We start from the raw sequence: 16,282 nt of genomic DNA, 5'->3' as shown, positions 1-16,282 counted from the left end.
GCCATGGCACCCGGCCCCCGGCGGCCCCGCGCGGACGCGGCGCGCAACCGCCGTCGCCTGCTGGACGCCGCGGCCGCGGCGTTCGGCGAGACCGGCATCGACGTGCCGATGAGCGAGGTGGCCCGGCGCGCCGGCGTCGGCATCGCGACCCTGGCGCGCAACTTCCCGGCGCGCGAAGACCTGATCGCGGCCGTCTTCGGCGCCTCGATGACCGCCTACGCGGACACCGCGGCCGCCGCGGCGGCCGACCCCGACCCGTGGCGGGCGTTCTGCGGCTTCATCGAGTACGTCTGCCGCATCCCGCAGCGGGACCGCGGGTTCGGCCAGGTGCTGACGACGATGTTCCCGGGGGTCGAGGTCCTCGAATCGGAACGCCAGCGCGGCCTGCGCGCGTTCATCCGCCTGGTGCGCCGGGCCAAGGAGGCGGGCGGCCTGCGCCCGGACTTCTCCCCGCACGACCTGCCGTTGATCATGCTGGCCACGGCCGGGGTGACCCGTGCCGGAACCCCGGCACTGGCCGCGGCGGCGGACCGGCTCGTCGGCTTCCTCCTGCAGGCCTGCGCCGCCGGCAACACCGGCCCGCTGCCGGGGCTGCCACCGCCCCGGGAGCTCTACCAGGCCCTGGAAGCCGGCGGACGCGGCTGAGCCAGGCGGGCCGTCGGCCCGCGGAACCGTCAGGGGGTGACGCGGGACGGGCGCGTCCAGCGGGCGAGCAGGACGGTGGCGTCGTCCTGCAGTTCGCCGTTCTGGTGGGCGAGCACGGCTTTCGTGAGCCGGCGGGCGGTTTCCGGTGGCGGGTTGCCCGCGGCGGCCTCGCGGCGCAGGAAGTCCAGCAGGCGCGGTTCGCCGAAGAACTCGCCGGTGTGGTCCCGGGCTTCGGTGATGCCGTCGCTGTAGAGGACCAGCCAGTCCTCCGGTTCCAGCGTCTCCTCGCCGACCCGCAGCTCACCCAGCCCGAGGCCCAGCGGGAGGCACCGGCCCGCGGCCAGCGGCTTGACGATCTTCCCGGCGCGCATGACCAGGGGACGGGGGTGGCCGGCGTTGAGGTAGCGCAGGCGCCCCGTGGTGAGGTCGAGTTCGGCCAGCACGGCCGTCGCGAACGCGGCGTCGCCGAAGTGACCGCCGATGGTCTCGTCGATCAGCCTGGCTTGTTCGAACAGGCCGTGACCGGCCCGGCGGGCGCTGCGGTAGGCGGACAGCGCGGTGGCGGCGATCAGGGCGCTGCGCAGGTCGTGCCCGACCGCGTCCAGCACCAGCAGGCTCGCGGTGGTCTCGGACAGCGCGTAGTCGAAGGCGTCGCCGCTGACGCTGTCCCGGGGTTCGACGACACCGGTCACGACGAAGCTGTCGACGCCGGCGGTCAACGGCGGCAGCAGCGACCACACCAGTTCCGCGTCGACCGTCCGCCGGGTCCGCAGCCGGATCCGGTCCAGTTCGTCCCCGTACTGCGACATCAGCACGACCAGGTGTCCGAGCAGCATGGACAGCCACCGGCACTGGACGCGCAGGCCGGGGTCGTACAGGTCGTCGACCTCGCCGGCCTCGACCTCGAGGACGCCGAGGCGTTCCGCGCCGTCCAGCAGCGGCACCCACAGGCGCGGCCGGCCGGGCGCCTCCGACGGGAGGATCTGGATCTGCCGGAACGCGCGTCCCGCGAGGGTGGTGTCGACGTCGAGCGCCTCGCGTCCCGGCGCGCTGCCGGGGAGGGGGTGCAGGCGGCGCTGGCCGTGATCGACGAGGTAGACGCCGATCCGCACGCCGAGCGCGGTGGCGGCGGCGGCCGTCACGCCGGCCAGCCGGTCGGGTGGGGCGAGTTCGGTGCCCTCCAGCAGCCGCACCAGCGCGGCGAACGGCGCGGTTCTCGGGACGCTGTCCCGGATCTCCCGGCTGAAGCCGGCCCGGTGGGACCAGGTCAGCTCGTCCAGGCGTTCGTTGACGGCGAGGGCGAGGGTGTCGCGTTCCAGCGGTGGCAGGTCGGACAACCCGTGCAGGTAGGCGTCGACGTCGACGAACCCCGTCTCGCCGCCCAGCCCGAAGTACCGCAGCCACAGGTCCTCGACGGACAGCTCGGCCCGGTTGAACGCCAGCGCCAGGCTGCGTTGCTGCTCGGCCTGCCGATCGTCCTTCACGGGAGTCCACCGCTCATCGCAGCCGTCGCACGGTGGACTGGGCCAGGCGCTCGGCGGTGTGGCGGACGGTGGCGCGCTCCTGGCCGGCCAGCTGCGCCAGGGTGAGCAGCGCCGCGCGTTCGTCCACGCGGTCCCGCGCCATGATGATGCCCTTGGCCAGCTCGACGACCTCCCGGCCCCGCAGGGCCTCCGCGACGTGGGCACTGGCGCGCTCGGCGTCCTGGGCGGTCCGCACGTTGCCGATCAGCATGGCCGCCTGCGCCGCGAACATGGTGAGCAGGTGCTCCTCCCGCTCCCCGTAGGCGTGGGGCGGAACGGCGTAGACCTTCAGCGCGCCCAGCGGCTCGGGGCCGGCCACCAGCGGCGCGCTCAACGCCGACCGCAACCCCAGCTCGGCCGCCGGTCGCGACCAGGCAGGCCACCGTTCGTCCACCGCGAGATCGTCGGCTCTGACGACCACCCGGTCCGCCCACGCGGTCAGGCACGGGCCGTGCCCGAGCCGGTACTGCAGCGCGTCGGCCCGCTCGACGACCTCGTCCGTGGCCGCCGCGGTCATCCGCGCACCGTCGCGGTCCAGCAGGCTGAGGCCCGCGCCGGTCGTTCCCGGCACCATCTCGACCGCCAGCGCGGTGATCAGCTTGAGGGCCGTGTCCACCTTCTCGGCCGACAGCAGCAAGCCGGACATCCGCGCGAAGACCGCGGCCAGGTGCCCGGCGGTCAGCTCTTCGATCGCCGGCGGTTCGCTCGCGCGCGGGAGATCCGAGGTCATCGCCGGCGCCTCCCTCCGCGCTCGGGTCTGCTGCCCTGGTCCGGCGCGGCTACCCGGTTTCGCGTCGCTCAACCGGACCAGCTCGGTGCGCGCGGCCGGGCACCGCTGACGGCCGGCTGGGAGGGCCGCGGCCGACGGCGGCACGCGCCCGGTCTCGATGAGGTACGGGGCCTCCAGGCGGCCGACCGGGAAGGGGCACCCGGGTGGACAAGTCGACATGCCGAGCCCCGCGACACCGCCGTGGCAGCCCTGCCGGAAACCGGCCGGGCCGGGCAGCTCGACGACGGCCGCTCGCGGACCCCGTTCCTCGCGGCGCCGCCGTTCGGCCCGACGGCACGTCAGGCCGCGCGCCGTCGACCGCCTTCCGCGCGGGGCGGTGTGGTCAGCCGGCGTTCCAGATGGCCTTCACCTGGCTGACGAATTCGGCCCGGCTGCCCGCGGCGATCGCCCCGACGCGGGTGCGGTAGCAGTCCAGGACCGCGTCGAAGCGGGTGGCGTGCAGGAACTCCCGCACCACCGGCCCGTTGCCGGTGACCACGCGCACGCGCGACGTTCCGGAGCTCTCGTGCACGGTGTGGATCGCCCGCGCACCGGCCACGGACAGGAACGACAGCCCGGACAGGTCCAGGAGCAGCACCTCGGGCGGGTGTTCGGCGGCGAACAGCTGGGCGGCCGCCTGTTCCAGCTTCAGTGCCGTCCCGGCGTCCAGTTCCCCGTAGAGCACCAGGATCACCACGTCGGAATCCCGGTGCGACTGCGCCACTTCCAGACGTTCCGGCCGGAAAGATTCCCTCACGACCGCCACCTCCCCGACCCGCCGCAGGGCCCCTTCGAGAAGTTGTCGGTCATCGCGGACACCGTCCTTGATCAGGGATGCCGGTCGGCCCGATGCGGGCCGTCGTCGGGGGCTACCCGACCCGGCGGCGCGGCAAACCGGCGTTCGCGGGCCGGCTGACCGGCGACGGCCGGCCCGGGACCGGGCGGGCTCGCGGGCGCCGGGCCGTCAGCGGGCGGCGAGCGCGCGGCGCACCTCCTCCGCGCCCAGCACCACGGGGGAGCGCAGCGAGCCGACCTCTTCGATCTCGATCTCGACCACGTCTCCCGGCCGCAGCCCGAGATCGAGGCCCGGGACCACGGATGTGCCCGTCGAGAGCACGGCGCCGTCGGGGAAGTCGTTGTCCCGCCACAGGTATTCGACCAATTCGGCCGGTTTGCGGTTCAGCTGGGCCGTGGCGGATTCGCCGGCGAACACTTCGTGCCCGTCGCGCAGGATGCGCATGCGGAGGGCGAGGGCCAGCGGGTCCGGAACCTCCCACGCCGGCCGCACCCGCGCCGAGACCGCGCACGAACCGGTGTAGATCTTGGCCTGGGGCAGGTAGAGCGGGTTCTCGCCTTCGATGCTGCGGGAGCTGACGTCGTCGACCACCACGTACCCGGCGGTCTCCCCGGCGCCGGTCAGCAGCAGGCCGAGTTCCGGTTCCGGCACGTTGTTGGCCGAATCGGCGCGGATGGCGATCGGCTCGCCGTCGGTGACCACGCGCCACGCGGACGACTTGAAGAACAGCTCCGGCCGCTGGGCGCGGTACACCCGGGCGTAGACGTCCGCGTCGGCGCTCTCCTCACGGCGGGCCTCCTCGGACCGCAGGTACGTCACCCCGGCGGCCCACACCTCCATCCGACCGTCCAGCGGCGGCAGCAGGCGCGCCCCGGCCGCGGACACCGGCTCGCCGGCCGCCTCGACCAGCTCGCGGATCTCCGCCAGAGGGCGGCGCAGCAGGTCGCTCATCGACGGCACCGCGAGCGGCCGCAGCCGCTCGCCGGTGAGCACGCCGACCCGGGCGTCGCCGGTTCCGTCGGTGAATCGCACCAGGTGGCTCATCCCGGACCTCCTCGTTCGGCGGCACTGGACCACGTCCGGTTCCGAACCTACGGAGTGCCCAGCGCGGTGGTCAACGACTGCCGAGGACGGCGTGCAGCCCGGGCTGGAGCCGGTCGCCGTGGGCGCGGACCAGGTCGTCGCACAGCTCGAAGATCCGCTCGACCGGCAGCGCCGCCGCCGTGGCCGGGTCGGTCATCGCCGCGTGGCGGATGTGGTGCGGGTCGTTCTCGACGGCCGCGCGCACCACCAGCTCGTCGACGCTCAGATACGTCCGGTTGAGCGCCGCGAGCTGCGGCGGCAGCGCGCCGATCCGGGTCGGCCGGACGCCGGTGCCGTCGACCAGGCACGGCACCTCGACCACGCCGCCGGACGGCAGGTTCTCGATCAGGCCCCGGTTGACGACGTTGCCGTAGACGGTCCGCGGGGTGCCGGTGACCATGCTGTGGACGATCTGCGGTGCGTATTCGCCCGTGCCTTCCACGGGCAGCGGCTCGTCCGCCGCGAGCGCCCGGCGGGTCCGTTCGTACTCGGCTTCGTTCTCCGCGACGATGCCGAGGTAGTCCCCGATCGGCAACCGCAGGCGCTCGATCTCGGTGTCGTGCTTGAGGTACCAGGGCACGTACTCGGCGGAGTGCTCGCTGGTCTCCGTCGGGTAGTAGCCGAGCCGCCGCAGCATGTCGAACCGGACGCGCCGCCGCAGCTGCCCGTCGGACTCGGCCAGCTCCCGCAGCCGCGGGTAGAGGTCGGCGCCCGCGTGCTCGAACCGCAGCACCCACGCCTGGTGGTTGACGCCGGCCGCGACGTAGGTGACCTCGTCGAACGGCACCCCGACGAGCTCGGCGAGCCCGTGCACGGTCCAGTACACCGAGTGGCACAGCCCGACGACCCGGGTCAGCCCGGTGGCCTCGCTCAGGTACTGGACGTTCATCGCCATCGGGTTCGTGTAGTTCAGCAGCCACGCCCCGGGGCAGACGTCGGCGATGTCGTCCCCGAGCACCTTGAGGAACGGGAACGTCCGCAGCGCGCGGAAGATCCCGCCGATGCCGAGCGTGTCGCCGATGGTCTGGCGCAGGCCGTAGCGCGCCGGGACCTCGAAGTCGGTGCGCGTCGCCGCCGCCATCCCGATCTGGACCATGTTCACGACGAAGTCCGCGCCGGACAGGGCCTCCCGGCGGTCCGCGTGCGCGGTGAGCACCGGTTTGACGCCGCGCGCGGCGGCGATCCGGTGGGCCGCGGCGAGCGCGGTCGCCAGCCGCTCCGGGTCGATGTCGTGCAGGGCGACGCGGACGCCGTCCAGCTCCGGGTAGGCGAACAGGTCGGCCAGGAGGCCCTGGGTGAACACGACGCTGCCCGCGCCGACGAAGGTGATCTTGACAGGCATGGGAATCCGATCGGTGGGGTGCGGGAAAGCGGGTCAGCCCTTGAGCCCGCTGGAGGTGATCGACTGGACGAACGTCTTCTGCGCGCCGAGGAAGGCCAGCAGCACGGGCAGCACGGTGATGACGTTGCCCGCCATCACCGCGGCCCAGTTCGTGTGGTGCTGGCCCTGGAACGTGGTGAGCCCCAGCTGCAGCGTGTAGGTCGTGTCGTGGTTGACCGCGATCAGCGGCCAGGTCAGGTCGTTCCACGTGCTGAGGAACGTCAGCACGGCCACCGTGCTCAGCGCGGGCCGCGACAGCGGCACCACGATGGTGAACAGCACGCGCAGCCGCGAGCAGCCGTCGATCCACGCCGCCTCTTCGAGTTCGCGGGGCAGCGACAGGAAGAACTGGCGCAGCAGGAACACCGCGAACGGCGTCACCAGCGACGGCACGATGAGCGCGCCGAGGGTGTCGATCAGGCCGAGCCGCTTCATCACCAGGAACGTCGGGATCATGGTGAGCTGGAAGGGGATCGCCATCGTCGCGAGCATCAGCGCGAGCAGCGCCCGCGAGCCGGTGAACCGCATCCGCGCGAACGCGTACCCGGCGAGCGTGCCGAACAGCAGGTTCGACACGACGGTCACCGCCGAGACGATCAGCGAGTTCGTGAACCAGCGCAGGAACAGCGCGTTCTCGAGGACGTAGCGGTACCCGGCGAAGTCCACCCGGGACGGCCACAGCGCGGGCGGGAACCGGTTGATCTCGGCGTTGCTCATCACCGAGCTGAGCAGCAGCCACCCCAGGGGCGCCGCGAACACCAGCGCCAGCGGCACGAGCAGCAGGTGCCAGGGGCTGAAGGGCAGCCGGGGCCGGCGCAGCACGGGCAGCGCGGCGCGGGTCGCGGACACGTCGAGCCGGGCGGGCTGGGCCGGCTGTGCCTTCATCGCAGCGCCTTCCCCGGCCGGCGCAGCAGGCGGACGGCGACCACGACCACCAGCAGGGCCAGCGCCAGCACGTAGGCCGACGCCGCGCCGTAGCCGGCGGTGAAGTTCTTGAACGCCTGCTCCCAGACGAAGTAGACGATGACCGTCGTCGAGCCGAGCGGGCCGCCCTTGGTCGTCACGTAGACCAGGTCGAACACCTGCAGCGACGTGATCAGCTGCCACAGCAGCAGGAACACCGTCACCGGGGTGACCGCGGGCAGCGTCACGTGCCGCAGCACGCGCCACGTCCCGGCGCCGTCCAGCCGCGCGGCCTCGACCAGTGACGGCGGGACGTCCTGCAGCGCGGCCAGGTAGACCACGACGCAGAAGCCGGTGCCGCTCCACAGCGTGATGCCGACCAGCACCAGCAGCGCCTGCGCCGGATCGGTCAGGAAGCCCTGCGGCGACACGCCGAGGTGGTGCAGCAGCGCGTTGGCCGCGCCGAACTGCGGGTCGAGGATGAACGAGAAGAGCACGCCCTGGGCCGTGGCCGACAGTACGAACGGGACGAACACGAGCGTCCGGTAGACCCCGACCAGCCGGATGCGCCGGTTCAGCGCCTGCGCCAGCAGGAACCCGAACAGGATGCTGAGCGGGACGTATAACGCCGTATAAAGCGCGGTGTTGCCGACCGCCTGAGCGAAGTGCGGGTCCTGGGCCAGCGCGGCGTAGTTGTCCGGACCGACCCAACGGCTGGGAGTGACGAGGTCATCGGCCTGGAAGGACAGCACCAGCGACCAGGCGACGGGCACCACGCCGAGGCCGAGGATGACGAGCACGGCGGGCGAGATGTAGGCCCAGGCGGTCGCGGTTTCGCGGCGCGGTCCGCGTTGTGTCGGTGGGACGGTGATGGGCCTCGGCAGTCCGGGCATGGCGGCTCCCTATCGCGGAATGATCAGGGCGGCGTTCGCGGCCGCGGCGCAGTCGCGCAGCGCGTCGGCCGGCGTCGCCTGGCCGAGCAGCACGGCGACGATCGCGGTGCCGAGCGCCGCCGACACCTGGGGGTAGGCCGGGTGCACCGGCCGGACGCGGGCGTTCTCCAGCGCGTCGACGAAGACCGGCAGGCCCGGGGTCTCGGTGGTTTTCTCCTGCCACGCGGCCAGTTGCCGCGTCCGGCGGCTCAGCGGCAGGCTGCCCGCGCCGTCGTCCCAGCGGACGTCCTGGGCCGGATCGGCCAGCCAGGCCAGGAAGGTGCGGGCCGCCGCCACGCGTTCCTCGCCGTTGTCGAACAGCGTCCAGGTGTCCGGGCCGGAGACGGTGACCGGACGGCCACTGAAGCTCGGCAGCGGCACGACCGCGTAGTCGATCCCGGCGTCGGTGATGTCGGGCAGCTGCCACGGGCCGGTCGCGACCATCCCGATGTGCCCGGCCTGGAACGCCTGGTACATCTGCTCGCTGCCGGTCTTGGGGTCGAGGTAGACGGCCTTCGCCGCGGCGAGGTCGCGGACGACTTCCAGGGCACGCACGCCCTGGTCGGCGAACCCGATGCCGCGCCCGCCGGCGCCGATCACGTCGCCGCCGAGGTCCCACACCATCGGCCACAGCCGCCAGACGGTGTCCTCGTCACCGGTGGCGGGCCACGCGGTGCCGAAGGTACCGCTGCCCGCGTCGGTGAGCTTCTTCGCCGTTTCGACGAAGGCGGCCCACGTCCAGCCCGCGGCGGGCAGCGGAATCCCGGCCCTCGCGAACAGTTCCTTGTTGCAGACCACGGCCAGGGAGTCGAGCAGCGCCGGGACCGCGCGGACGCGGCCGTTGACGGTGACCGCTTCCCGGGCCGGGGCCCAGAAACCGGGCCCCGCGTCGACGAGGCCGGTGACGTCGACGACGCTCGGGCTGCGCGCCACGCTGGCGAGGTCCGAACCGAACACGTAGGCGATGTCCGGGAACGACCCCGAGGCGAGCGCCGCGGTGATCTTCTGGAGCATCGCGTCGGCGAGGACGCCGCCGCCGAGGTCGACCCGGATCCCGGGGTGGGTCCGGTGGAAGTCCGCGACGAGCTCGTCGAGGACCTTCTTGCCGGTGTCGGTCTGGCCGTGCCAGACCTCGACCGTGACCGGGCCCCCGGCGGACCGCGCCGGGCCGCAGCCGCCCAGCGCGGCACCGAGGGCCAGGCCGCCGGCGCCGCGCAGGAATCCGCGGCGGTCCATCAGCTCGTCTTGCGGGGGAAGGAAAGGATCATCATCGCCGACTCCGGATGATGGTGGGCACGACCCCGCCTCGGACTCTCGCGTCCTGGCGACTCGGTCCGGGCTCGCGGTGGAACCGACATACCGGCTGGGCGTACCTCTGACGTCGGTGCTCCCGACGTGGACAGCAGTAAAGCGAGCGCGATCGAACGTGTCAAGGCGGGCTGTCAGCAGGTCTTGCGGACGTATCCGCTCGTCCCCTGGGGCACAACGTACAGGTCACGCCGGACCATGCTGATCGTGTTCTTCCACTCGGGGCAGCCCTTGCTCATGCCCGAAGCGGTGTACTCGACGTCGACCACGCGGTTGTCGAAGGGACCGGCGTAGTCGGCGCACTCCTCGTACTCGCCGCATTCTTCGGTGACGGCGAAGTCGAGGCCGTTGGCGACCCGGTTGCCGGCCAGCTCTGGGGTGTTCTTCTGGGCGATGGCGAGGTTCTTGCTGTGCGCGCGGGCCGACAGGAGCTTGATGTACTCCTGCGCGTGCGTGGTGGTGAGCAGGTTCCTGGACCGGCTGTAGCTGTCGTAGTTGTCCGGCTCGATCGCCTGGTACCCCTTCGACGCGCACGTGTCGATCCAGCTGCCGACCTTCGCCGCGACCCGGGTGCGCTTGTCGGCGGTACGCAGGTCGAGCAGGGTTTCGTGCCAGTCGGGGTCGACGACCTTGGTGCCGCTGGAATCGCGGAGGAGCAGGTCGCTCGGCCAATCGCCGTCCTGGCCTTCCTGGGCCTGGAAAGCGTTGAGGTAGCAAATGTTGTACTTGCCGCTCGCCGGGGCCGCGGAGACGTCGCGGCTGACGATCTGCACCCCGGACGGCGGGGTGTAGGCGCCGCCGATCTGGTAGTCGAACCCGGCGGCCTTCGGCGGCAGGGTGACCGCGGCCGCGGCCGGGGCGGCGATCGCGGCGAGGGTGCCGGCGGCCAGCGCGCCCGCCGCCGTGAACGAAGCGATGCGGCGGCCGTGGCGGGGGAGAAGACCCTTCATGCGGACTCCATCTTCGTCGGGGCTGTTGTCGGCGAAAGGTAGGCAGCGCGACCACCGCGGTCAACCAAACGCGCATTCCCGATGAGCGTTTTCACCGGTCCTTTCCGGACACCGCTTCGACCACGGTGACCCGGACGCCGGCCCGGCGGATCGCCACAACCGCGTCGGGCGCGGCGGAGGAGTCGGTGATGACTTCGTGCACGTCCTGGATGTCACCCATGCGGGCGAGGGTGGTCCGCCCGAGCTTGCTGCCGTCGGCCAGCACGATCACCCGCCGGGCCCGGCCGAGCATGGCGCGGTTGGTCCGGGCCTCGTTCTCGTCGTGCGTGGTGATGCCCGCCGCCGCGTCGATGCCGTCCACGCCGACGAACGCGGTGCCGACGCTGATCGAGGCCAGCACGTGCTCGGCCCAGGGGCCGACCAGCTCGTAGGACTGGGGCCGGGCGACGCCGCCGACGACGACCAGCTTCAGCCGGGGGTGCAGGGCCAGGTCCATCGCGATGTTCAGCGCGTTCGTGACCACCGTCAGATCCGCGCGACCCGGCAGTTCCCTGGCGAGTTCGCTCGTGGTGGAGCCGCCGGTCAGGGCGATGACGTGCGGTCCGGTCGGCAGCGTGCGGATCGCCGCCTGCACGATGGCGCGTTTGGCGTCCCGGGACCGGCTTTCCCGGTAGGGCGGCGGCACCTCGTTCGTGCGCCCCCGGGGCCGCGCGCCGCCGTGGGTGCGGGTCAGCAGCCGCTGTCCCTCCAGTTTGGCCAGATCGCGCCGCAGCGTGGCGGCGGAGACGCCGAACCGGGCGCTGAGCTCACCCACGTGCAGCTCGCCGGTGTCCGCGAGCACCCGCAGCAGCTCCGAGAGCCGTTCGGCCCGGCTGGTGCGCCTCTTCCGGGTGGACATGGGCCGAGCCTACGACAGCCGGCGAAACGCTCACTCCGAATGCGCGTTTGGACACCGGACCTTGCCCCCGGCCCGGGGCGCGGATGAGTCTCCGGAAGGACGACCCGGAAATCGGAGGCAAGCACCTATGCACAGCAACGGGCGGTTGCCCGGCGACAGCCGGACCGCGCGGGAGATCGAGCAGCAGCCCGCCACCTGGAGCCGGGTGGCCGACGCCGTCCGGCGGGCCCGGCCGGAAATCGAGCAGCTCGTCGGCGGGGCCGACCGGCGGATCGTGCTCACCGGCGCGGGCACCTCCGCGTTCGTCGGCGAGGTCGTGGCCCGCGATCTCGCCCGCCACCTCGGCCGGCCGGTCGAGGCGATTGCGACCACGGAGATCGTCGCCGACCCGCTCGCCGTGGTCGTGGACGACCGGCCGATCCTGCTGGTTTCCTTCGCCCGCAGCGGCAACAGCCCCGAGTCCGTCGCGGCGGCGGACCTGCTGCACCGGCTGGCGCCCGGGCTGCGGCACCTGGTGATCACCTGCGACCCGGGTGGCGAGCTGGCGCGGCGGTGGTCCGGCGCCGGGAACGCCGTCGTGGTCGCCCTGCCGGACGAGGTCAACGACCGCGGGTTCGCGATGACCTCGTCCTTCACCGGGATGGCACTGGCCGCCCTGCTCGCCTTCGGGCTGGAGGTCGACGTCGAGGCCCTGGCGCGCGCCGGGTCCACTGTGATCGGCGCGGCCGCGGAACACGCGGCGGCGATCGCCGGCGCCAAGCCGGCCCGGCTGGTGTTCCTGGGCTCCGGGCCGCTGCGCGGGCTGGCGCGGGAAGCCGCGCTCAAGTGCCTCGAGCTGACCCGGGGCGAGGTGGTCGGCATCGCCGACTCCGCGCTGGGCTTCCGGCACGGGCCGAAGTCGGTGCTCGACGAGCGCACCATCGCCGTGGTCTTCCTCTCCACCGATCCGCACACGCGGCCCTACGACGTCGACATCGCGCGCGAACTGGTGCGGTCACTGGGCGAGGAGCGGGTGGTCGTGGTGGGCGCCGGCGACCCGGGAGAGTTCGACGGCGCCCGGATCTGGCCGGTGCCCGCGCCACCCGGCGTCCCCCTCGCCGGTCACGCGCTGCTCGCCGTCATCGCGGCCCAGACCACGGCGCTCGCGTGCTCGCTCGCGCTGGGCGTCACCCCGGACAACCCGTTCCCCGAAGGGGAAGTGAACCGCGTCGTGCAGGGCGTGGTCATCCACGAGTTCGCGCCTCCGGAGGTGAGCTGACGTGTTCCTCGGTGTCGACGGCGGGGGGACGAAGACGGCCTTCTGCCTGGTCGATCCGGACGGCCGGGTCGTCGCGGAGGCCAGGACCGCGAGCGTGTACTACCTGAGCGAAGGCCTGCGGATCGTGGAACCCCTGTTGCGCCAGGGGATCGGCGAAGTCTGCGCCGCCGGGGGTATCGCGGTCCCGGACATCGCGTACGCGTTCTTCGGCCTGCCGGCCTACGGCGAGATCAGCGCCGACGTGCCGGTGCTCGACGAGGTGCCCGCCCGGATCCTCGGGACGCGGAACTACCGCTGCGGCAACGACATGATCTGCGCCTGGGCCGGATCACTGGGGGCCGTCGACGGCATCAACGTCGTCGCCGGCACCGGTTCGATCGCCTACGGCGAACACGACGGCAGGCAATGGCGGGGTGGCGGCTGGAGCGAGCTGTTCGGGGACGAGGGCTCCGGCTACTGGGTCGCGATCCAGGGCCTGAACGCGTTCAGCCGCATGGTCGACGGGCGGCTGCCCGCCGGGCCGCTCGTCGAAGAGCTGCGCCGGGCGCTCGGCCTCGCCGCCGACTTCGACGCGATCGACGTCGTCGTGAACCGGTGGCACGGCGACCGGGGCCGGATCGCGAGCCTGAGCAAGGTCGTGGTCCGGGCCGCGGACGCCGGCGACGCGGCCGCGGCCGGGGTGCTCCGGGCGGCCGGGCGGGAACTCGCGCTGCTCGTGGACGTCGGCCGGACGGCGCTGGAATTCGAAGCCACGCACCGGGTTCCGGTGTCGTACTCCGGGGGCGTGTTCGGGTCGGCGCACGTGCTGACGTCGTTCCGCGACGCGCTGTCCCTCGAATACGACCTCCGTGCGCCGCTGCTGGAACCGCACATCGGTGCCGCGCTCTACGCGGCGCGTCTGCACGGACACCCGTTGCGGGCCGAGCAGGTCCACTCGATCGCACCCCTGTCCCGCTGAGGAGCCGAGATGTCGTTCAGCCGTGCGAACAGCTGGGTCCCGTACGCGGGACTGCTGGTGGTGTTCTGGGGCGTGTGGGGAGCTTTCTCCAGCCTGCCCACGAAGCTCTACGCCTACCCCGACCCGATGGTCTACGTGGTCTGGGCGCTGACCATGCTCGTGCCCGCGTGGTTTTCGCTGCGGGGGAAGAAGTTCGACCGCGGCCGGGCCGCCGCCGGGTACGGGCTGCTGATCGGGCTCACCGGCGCGGGCGGGCAGCTGGTGCTGTTCAAGGCCCTCACGATCGGACCGGCCTACGTCATCTTCCCCATCGTCGCGCTTTCGCCCGCGGTCACGGTGCTGCTGGCGTTCGCCGCGTTGCGCGAGCGGCTCGGCGGGTGGTCGTGGGCCGGCGTGGTGCTCGCGCTGGTCGCCGTCGTCCTGTTCTCGGTCTCCACCGGCGACGGCGGCGACAGCGGGTGGCTCTACCTGCTGCTGGCGGTCGGCGTCTGCGTGGCGTGGGGTGTCCAGGCGTTCTTCATGCGCAAGGCGGCGCTCGCCGGGGTGGACGACGCTTCGACGTTCGGCTGGATGACCGTCAGCGGGCTGCTGCTGATCCCGGTCGCCGTGCTGATGATGGGCGGTCTGCCGCTGGGGTTCGGGTGGCAGGCGCCCGCGCTCACCGCGGGCACCCAGCTACTCAACGCGGTCGGCGCGCTGTTCCTGGTGATGGCGATGAGCCGCGGCAAGGCCTCGATCGTGGCGCCGGTGACCAACGCGCTCGCCCCGGTGCTGACCATCGTCCTGTCGCTGCTGGTCTTCGGGGCCGCGCCGACCGGGTTCCAGATCGCGGGCATCGTGCTGGCCCTCGCCGGTTCGACCCTGATGGTCCACCGCGCGGAGAAGAGCAGCGAACCGGTACCGAGCAGCACGGCGCCATGACGTCCCGGATCCTCACGATCACCCTCAACCCCGCCATCGACGTGACCTACCGGACCGGCGCGCTGCGCCTGGGCGGGACCACGCGGGTGCCGGACGTCCGGTCCCGCGCCGGCGGCAAGGGCGTCAACGTCGCGGCCGTGGTCCGCGAACTGGGCGGCGAAAGCCTGGTGCTGGCCCTGACCACGACCCGGGCACCCGACGAGTTCCGGGACGGCCTGGACGGGCTGGGTCTCGCGCACCGGCTCGTCCCGGCCCTGCCCGCGGTGCGGCGGACGGTGGCGGTGGTGACCCCCGCCGACGGGACGACGATGCTGCAGGAGAACGGCTTCCCGGCCGGCCCGGCCGGCGAAACCGGCATCCTCGACGCTCTCGGTGACGAGCTCGCGGACGGGGCCGGAGCCGTCGTGATCTCCGGGAGCGTGCCGCCGGGGCTGAGCGCCGACGTCCCCGCGAAGCTGGCTCGGCTGTGCGCCCGGCACGACGTGCCCGTCATCGCCGATGTCTCCGGCGACGCACTCCGCGAGGCCGCCGGCAGCGGCGCGGTGCTCATGCCGAACGAGGACGAACTGGCGGAACTGGCCGGACCCGGAACCTGTCAGGACCTCGTGGCCGCCGGGGCTCCGGCAGTGGTCGCCACCTTCGGCCCCGGAGGCGCGGTCGCCGTGACGGAACGGGGTACCTGGCGCGCCCGGCCCGCCGAAGTCGTCACCGGTAATCCCGCCGGGGCCGGGGACGCGGGGGCCGCCGCGCTGGCGATGCACCTCACCGGGTCCGAAGTGGACTGGCCGGTTGCGCTGGCGGACGTGGTCGCCACGTCGGCCGCCGCGGTGCTGCGGCCGGTCGCCGGCGAGATCGACGTCGCGGCCAGGGACCGGTGGATTCGTGCGGTGGAAGTGGAGAGGATCCGATGAACTGGGCCACCTTGCTGGACGAGCTGCGTGCGCGGCGGTGCGCGATCGGGGCGTTCAACGCGATCCTGATCGAACACGCCGAAGCCGTCGTGGCCGGGGCGGAGCGCAGCGGGCTGCCGGTGGTGCTGCAGATCTCGCAGAACGCCGTCCGCTACCACGGTTCGCTCGCGCCGTTCGCGGTCGCCTGCCTGCGGCTGGCCGAGACCGCGTCGGTGCCCGTGCTGGTCCACCTCGACCACGTCGAGGACGAGGAGCTGATCCGGGAGGGCCTCGACCTGGGCATCACGTCGGTCATGTTCGACGCGGCCGCGTTGCCGTACGCGGAGAACGTGGCCCGGACGAATGCCGTCGTCGAACGCTGCCACGCCGCGGGCTGCCGCGTCGAGGCGGAGCTCGGCGAGATCGGCGGCAAGGACGGTGCCCACGCCCCCGGCGTGCGCACGGACCCGGACGAAGCCGCCGAGTTCGTCGCCGCGACCGGCGTGGACTCGCTCGCGGTGGCCGTCGGCTCGTCGCACGCCATGGCCGACCGCAGCGCGGTGCTCGACGAGGAGCTGATCGCGGCGCTCGCGCACCGGGTTCCGGTGCCGCTGGTGCTGCACGGTTCCTCGGGCGTGCCCGACGAAGGCCTGCGCGGGGCGGTGGCGAGCGGCATCGTCAAGGTCAACATCGGCACGCGCCTGAACCAGGTGCTCACCGAGGCGGTGCGTTCGACGCTCGGGACGCACGCGGCCCTCACCGACCCCCGCCGTTACCTGGCCCCCGGCCGGGACGCCGTCCGGGACGAGGTGGCCCGGCTGCTCACCCTGCTCGCCCGATGAGGCGCCTTTCTTGAACGAGCGATCCAGATAAGTCGTGGGGCGCCGCGTCGGCGACCGGGCGGCGGCAGGTGCTGCGCAGCTCGGGTTCAGGCTGCGATGCGCTGACGGCGCCGGCGGGTGCGGCGGGGCGGACCGCGGAAGTTGTGCGCCGTCCGTCCGGCGTCACGCGGCGGCCGGCGGGTCGTGGTGCGAGTGGACAGCAGTGTGGCTGGGCCGTATCGGAGT

Annotated in this window: 16 protein-coding genes; 6 read left to right on the top strand and 10 right to left on the bottom strand. The window is 72.9% G+C overall.

What is annotated here, in order from left to right; genetic code table 11:
* The first annotated feature begins 3 nt into the window (after nt 1-3).
* Complete coding sequence (locus tag DV20_RS11455; protein ID WP_043779215.1) at nt 4-645, top strand: TetR/AcrR family transcriptional regulator; 642 nt, start codon at nt 4-6, stop codon at nt 643-645.
* Between the two features lie 29 nt (nt 646-674).
* Here DV20_RS11455 and DV20_RS11450 read toward each other — a convergent pair whose 3' ends face one another.
* From DV20_RS11450 to DV20_RS11405, 10 genes are all read right to left on the bottom strand, one after another.
* A complete protein-coding gene (locus DV20_RS11450) occupies nt 675-2,129 on the bottom strand; it encodes a PP2C family protein-serine/threonine phosphatase (protein WP_051735897.1) in 1,455 nt (484 codons plus the stop codon).
* 13 nt (nt 2,130-2,142) lie between these two features.
* Complete coding sequence (locus DV20_RS11445) at nt 2,143-2,898, bottom strand: GAF domain-containing protein (protein ID WP_043779211.1); 756 nt, start codon at nt 2,896-2,898, stop codon at nt 2,143-2,145.
* Nucleotides 2,899-3,280: 382 nt separating this feature from the next.
* Nucleotides 3,281-3,694 carry an STAS domain-containing protein gene (locus tag DV20_RS11440; RefSeq protein ID WP_051735924.1) on the bottom strand — a complete coding sequence of 138 codons (414 nt, stop codon included), beginning with the start codon at nt 3,692-3,694 and terminating at the stop codon, nt 3,281-3,283.
* A 207-nt stretch (nt 3,695-3,901) separates the two neighbouring features.
* Nucleotides 3,902-4,777 carry a fumarylacetoacetate hydrolase family protein gene (locus DV20_RS11435; RefSeq protein WP_043779208.1) on the bottom strand — a complete coding sequence of 292 codons (876 nt, stop codon included), beginning with the start codon at nt 4,775-4,777 and terminating at the stop codon, nt 3,902-3,904.
* A gap of 70 nt (nt 4,778-4,847) precedes the next feature.
* Nucleotides 4,848-6,158, bottom strand: a complete 1,311-nt coding sequence (gene melA / locus DV20_RS11430; RefSeq protein ID WP_043779205.1) for an alpha-glucosidase/alpha-galactosidase — start codon at nt 6,156-6,158, stop codon at nt 4,848-4,850.
* Between the two features lie 33 nt (nt 6,159-6,191).
* Nucleotides 6,192-7,082 carry a carbohydrate ABC transporter permease gene (locus tag DV20_RS11425; RefSeq protein ID WP_043779203.1) on the bottom strand — a complete coding sequence of 297 codons (891 nt, stop codon included), beginning with the start codon at nt 7,080-7,082 and terminating at the stop codon, nt 6,192-6,194.
* Complete coding sequence (locus DV20_RS11420) at nt 7,079-7,993, bottom strand: carbohydrate ABC transporter permease (protein WP_043779202.1); 915 nt, start codon at nt 7,991-7,993, stop codon at nt 7,079-7,081. The genes DV20_RS11425 and DV20_RS11420 overlap by 4 nt, the downstream gene beginning before the upstream one ends.
* Nucleotides 7,994-8,002: 9 nt before the next feature.
* Complete coding sequence (locus tag DV20_RS11415; RefSeq protein ID WP_043779200.1) at nt 8,003-9,268, bottom strand: ABC transporter substrate-binding protein; 1,266 nt, start codon at nt 9,266-9,268, stop codon at nt 8,003-8,005.
* Between the two features lie 206 nt (nt 9,269-9,474).
* Entirely contained in the window at nt 9,475-10,290 is an 816-nt protein-coding gene (locus DV20_RS11410) for an endo alpha-1,4 polygalactosaminidase (protein WP_043779199.1), read from the bottom strand.
* Nucleotides 10,291-10,381: 91 nt separating this feature from the next.
* Nucleotides 10,382-11,188, bottom strand: a complete 807-nt coding sequence (locus DV20_RS11405) for a DeoR/GlpR family DNA-binding transcription regulator (protein WP_043779198.1) — start codon at nt 11,186-11,188, stop codon at nt 10,382-10,384.
* A 127-nt stretch (nt 11,189-11,315) separates the two neighbouring features.
* On the opposite strand from DV20_RS11405, the gene DV20_RS11400 reads away from it, so the two are divergent.
* From DV20_RS11400 to DV20_RS11380, 5 genes are read left to right on the top strand one after another with little or no spacing between them, the layout of a single operon-like run.
* Nucleotides 11,316-12,446, top strand: coding sequence for an SIS domain-containing protein (locus DV20_RS11400; RefSeq protein WP_043779196.1), 1,131 nt, complete (start codon nt 11,316-11,318; stop codon nt 12,444-12,446).
* Nucleotide 12,447: 1 nt separating this feature from the next.
* Complete coding sequence (locus DV20_RS11395) at nt 12,448-13,404, top strand: N-acetylglucosamine kinase (RefSeq protein ID WP_043779192.1); 957 nt, start codon at nt 12,448-12,450, stop codon at nt 13,402-13,404.
* Between the two features lie 9 nt (nt 13,405-13,413).
* Entirely contained in the window at nt 13,414-14,325 is a 912-nt protein-coding gene (locus tag DV20_RS11390; protein WP_043779190.1) for a DMT family transporter, read from the top strand.
* Nucleotides 14,322-15,236, top strand: a complete 915-nt coding sequence (locus DV20_RS11385) for a 1-phosphofructokinase family hexose kinase (protein ID WP_043779188.1) — start codon at nt 14,322-14,324, stop codon at nt 15,234-15,236. Before DV20_RS11390 ends, DV20_RS11385 begins: the two co-directional genes overlap by 4 nt.
* A complete protein-coding gene (locus tag DV20_RS11380; RefSeq protein ID WP_043779185.1) occupies nt 15,233-16,057 on the top strand; it encodes a class II fructose-bisphosphate aldolase in 825 nt (274 codons plus the stop codon). The genes DV20_RS11385 and DV20_RS11380 overlap by 4 nt, the downstream gene beginning before the upstream one ends.
* Nucleotides 16,058-16,282: the final 225 nt, after the last annotated feature.

Source organism: Amycolatopsis rifamycinica (assembly GCF_000695625.1).
Classification (GTDB): Bacteria; Actinomycetota; Actinomycetes; order Mycobacteriales; family Pseudonocardiaceae; genus Amycolatopsis; species Amycolatopsis rifamycinica.
Note: the sequence above shows the minus strand (reverse complement) of the source record. Positions and strands in the feature narration are given on the sequence as shown.

What these genes read in the sequence shown, in the direction of transcription:
- DV20_RS11455 (WP_043779215.1), top strand. Translation starts at nt 4, where the DNA reads ATGGCACCCGGCCCCCGGCGGCCCCGCGCGGACGCGGCGCGCAACCGC.
- DV20_RS11445 (WP_043779211.1), bottom strand. Translation starts at nt 2,898, where the DNA reads ATGACCTCGGATCTCCCGCGCGCGAGCGAACCGCCGGCGATCGAAGAG.
- DV20_RS11435 (WP_043779208.1), bottom strand. Translation starts at nt 4,777, where the DNA reads ATGAGCCACCTGGTGCGATTCACCGACGGAACCGGCGACGCCCGGGTC.
- melA (WP_043779205.1), bottom strand. Translation starts at nt 6,158, where the DNA reads ATGCCTGTCAAGATCACCTTCGTCGGCGCGGGCAGCGTCGTGTTCACC.
- DV20_RS11425 (WP_043779203.1), bottom strand. Translation starts at nt 7,082, where the DNA reads ATGAAGGCACAGCCGGCCCAGCCCGCCCGGCTCGACGTGTCCGCGACC.
- DV20_RS11420 (WP_043779202.1), bottom strand. Translation starts at nt 7,993, where the DNA reads ATGCCCGGACTGCCGAGGCCCATCACCGTCCCACCGACACAACGCGGA.
- DV20_RS11415 (WP_043779200.1), bottom strand. Translation starts at nt 9,268, where the DNA reads ATGGACCGCCGCGGATTCCTGCGCGGCGCCGGCGGCCTGGCCCTCGGT.
- DV20_RS11410 (WP_043779199.1), bottom strand. Translation starts at nt 10,290, where the DNA reads ATGAAGGGTCTTCTCCCCCGCCACGGCCGCCGCATCGCTTCGTTCACG.
- DV20_RS11405 (WP_043779198.1), bottom strand. Translation starts at nt 11,188, where the DNA reads ATGTCCACCCGGAAGAGGCGCACCAGCCGGGCCGAACGGCTCTCGGAG.
- DV20_RS11400 (WP_043779196.1), top strand. Translation starts at nt 11,316, where the DNA reads ATGCACAGCAACGGGCGGTTGCCCGGCGACAGCCGGACCGCGCGGGAG.
- DV20_RS11390 (WP_043779190.1), top strand. Translation starts at nt 13,414, where the DNA reads ATGTCGTTCAGCCGTGCGAACAGCTGGGTCCCGTACGCGGGACTGCTG.
- DV20_RS11385 (WP_043779188.1), top strand. Translation starts at nt 14,322, where the DNA reads ATGACGTCCCGGATCCTCACGATCACCCTCAACCCCGCCATCGACGTG.
- DV20_RS11380 (WP_043779185.1), top strand. Translation starts at nt 15,233, where the DNA reads ATGAACTGGGCCACCTTGCTGGACGAGCTGCGTGCGCGGCGGTGCGCG.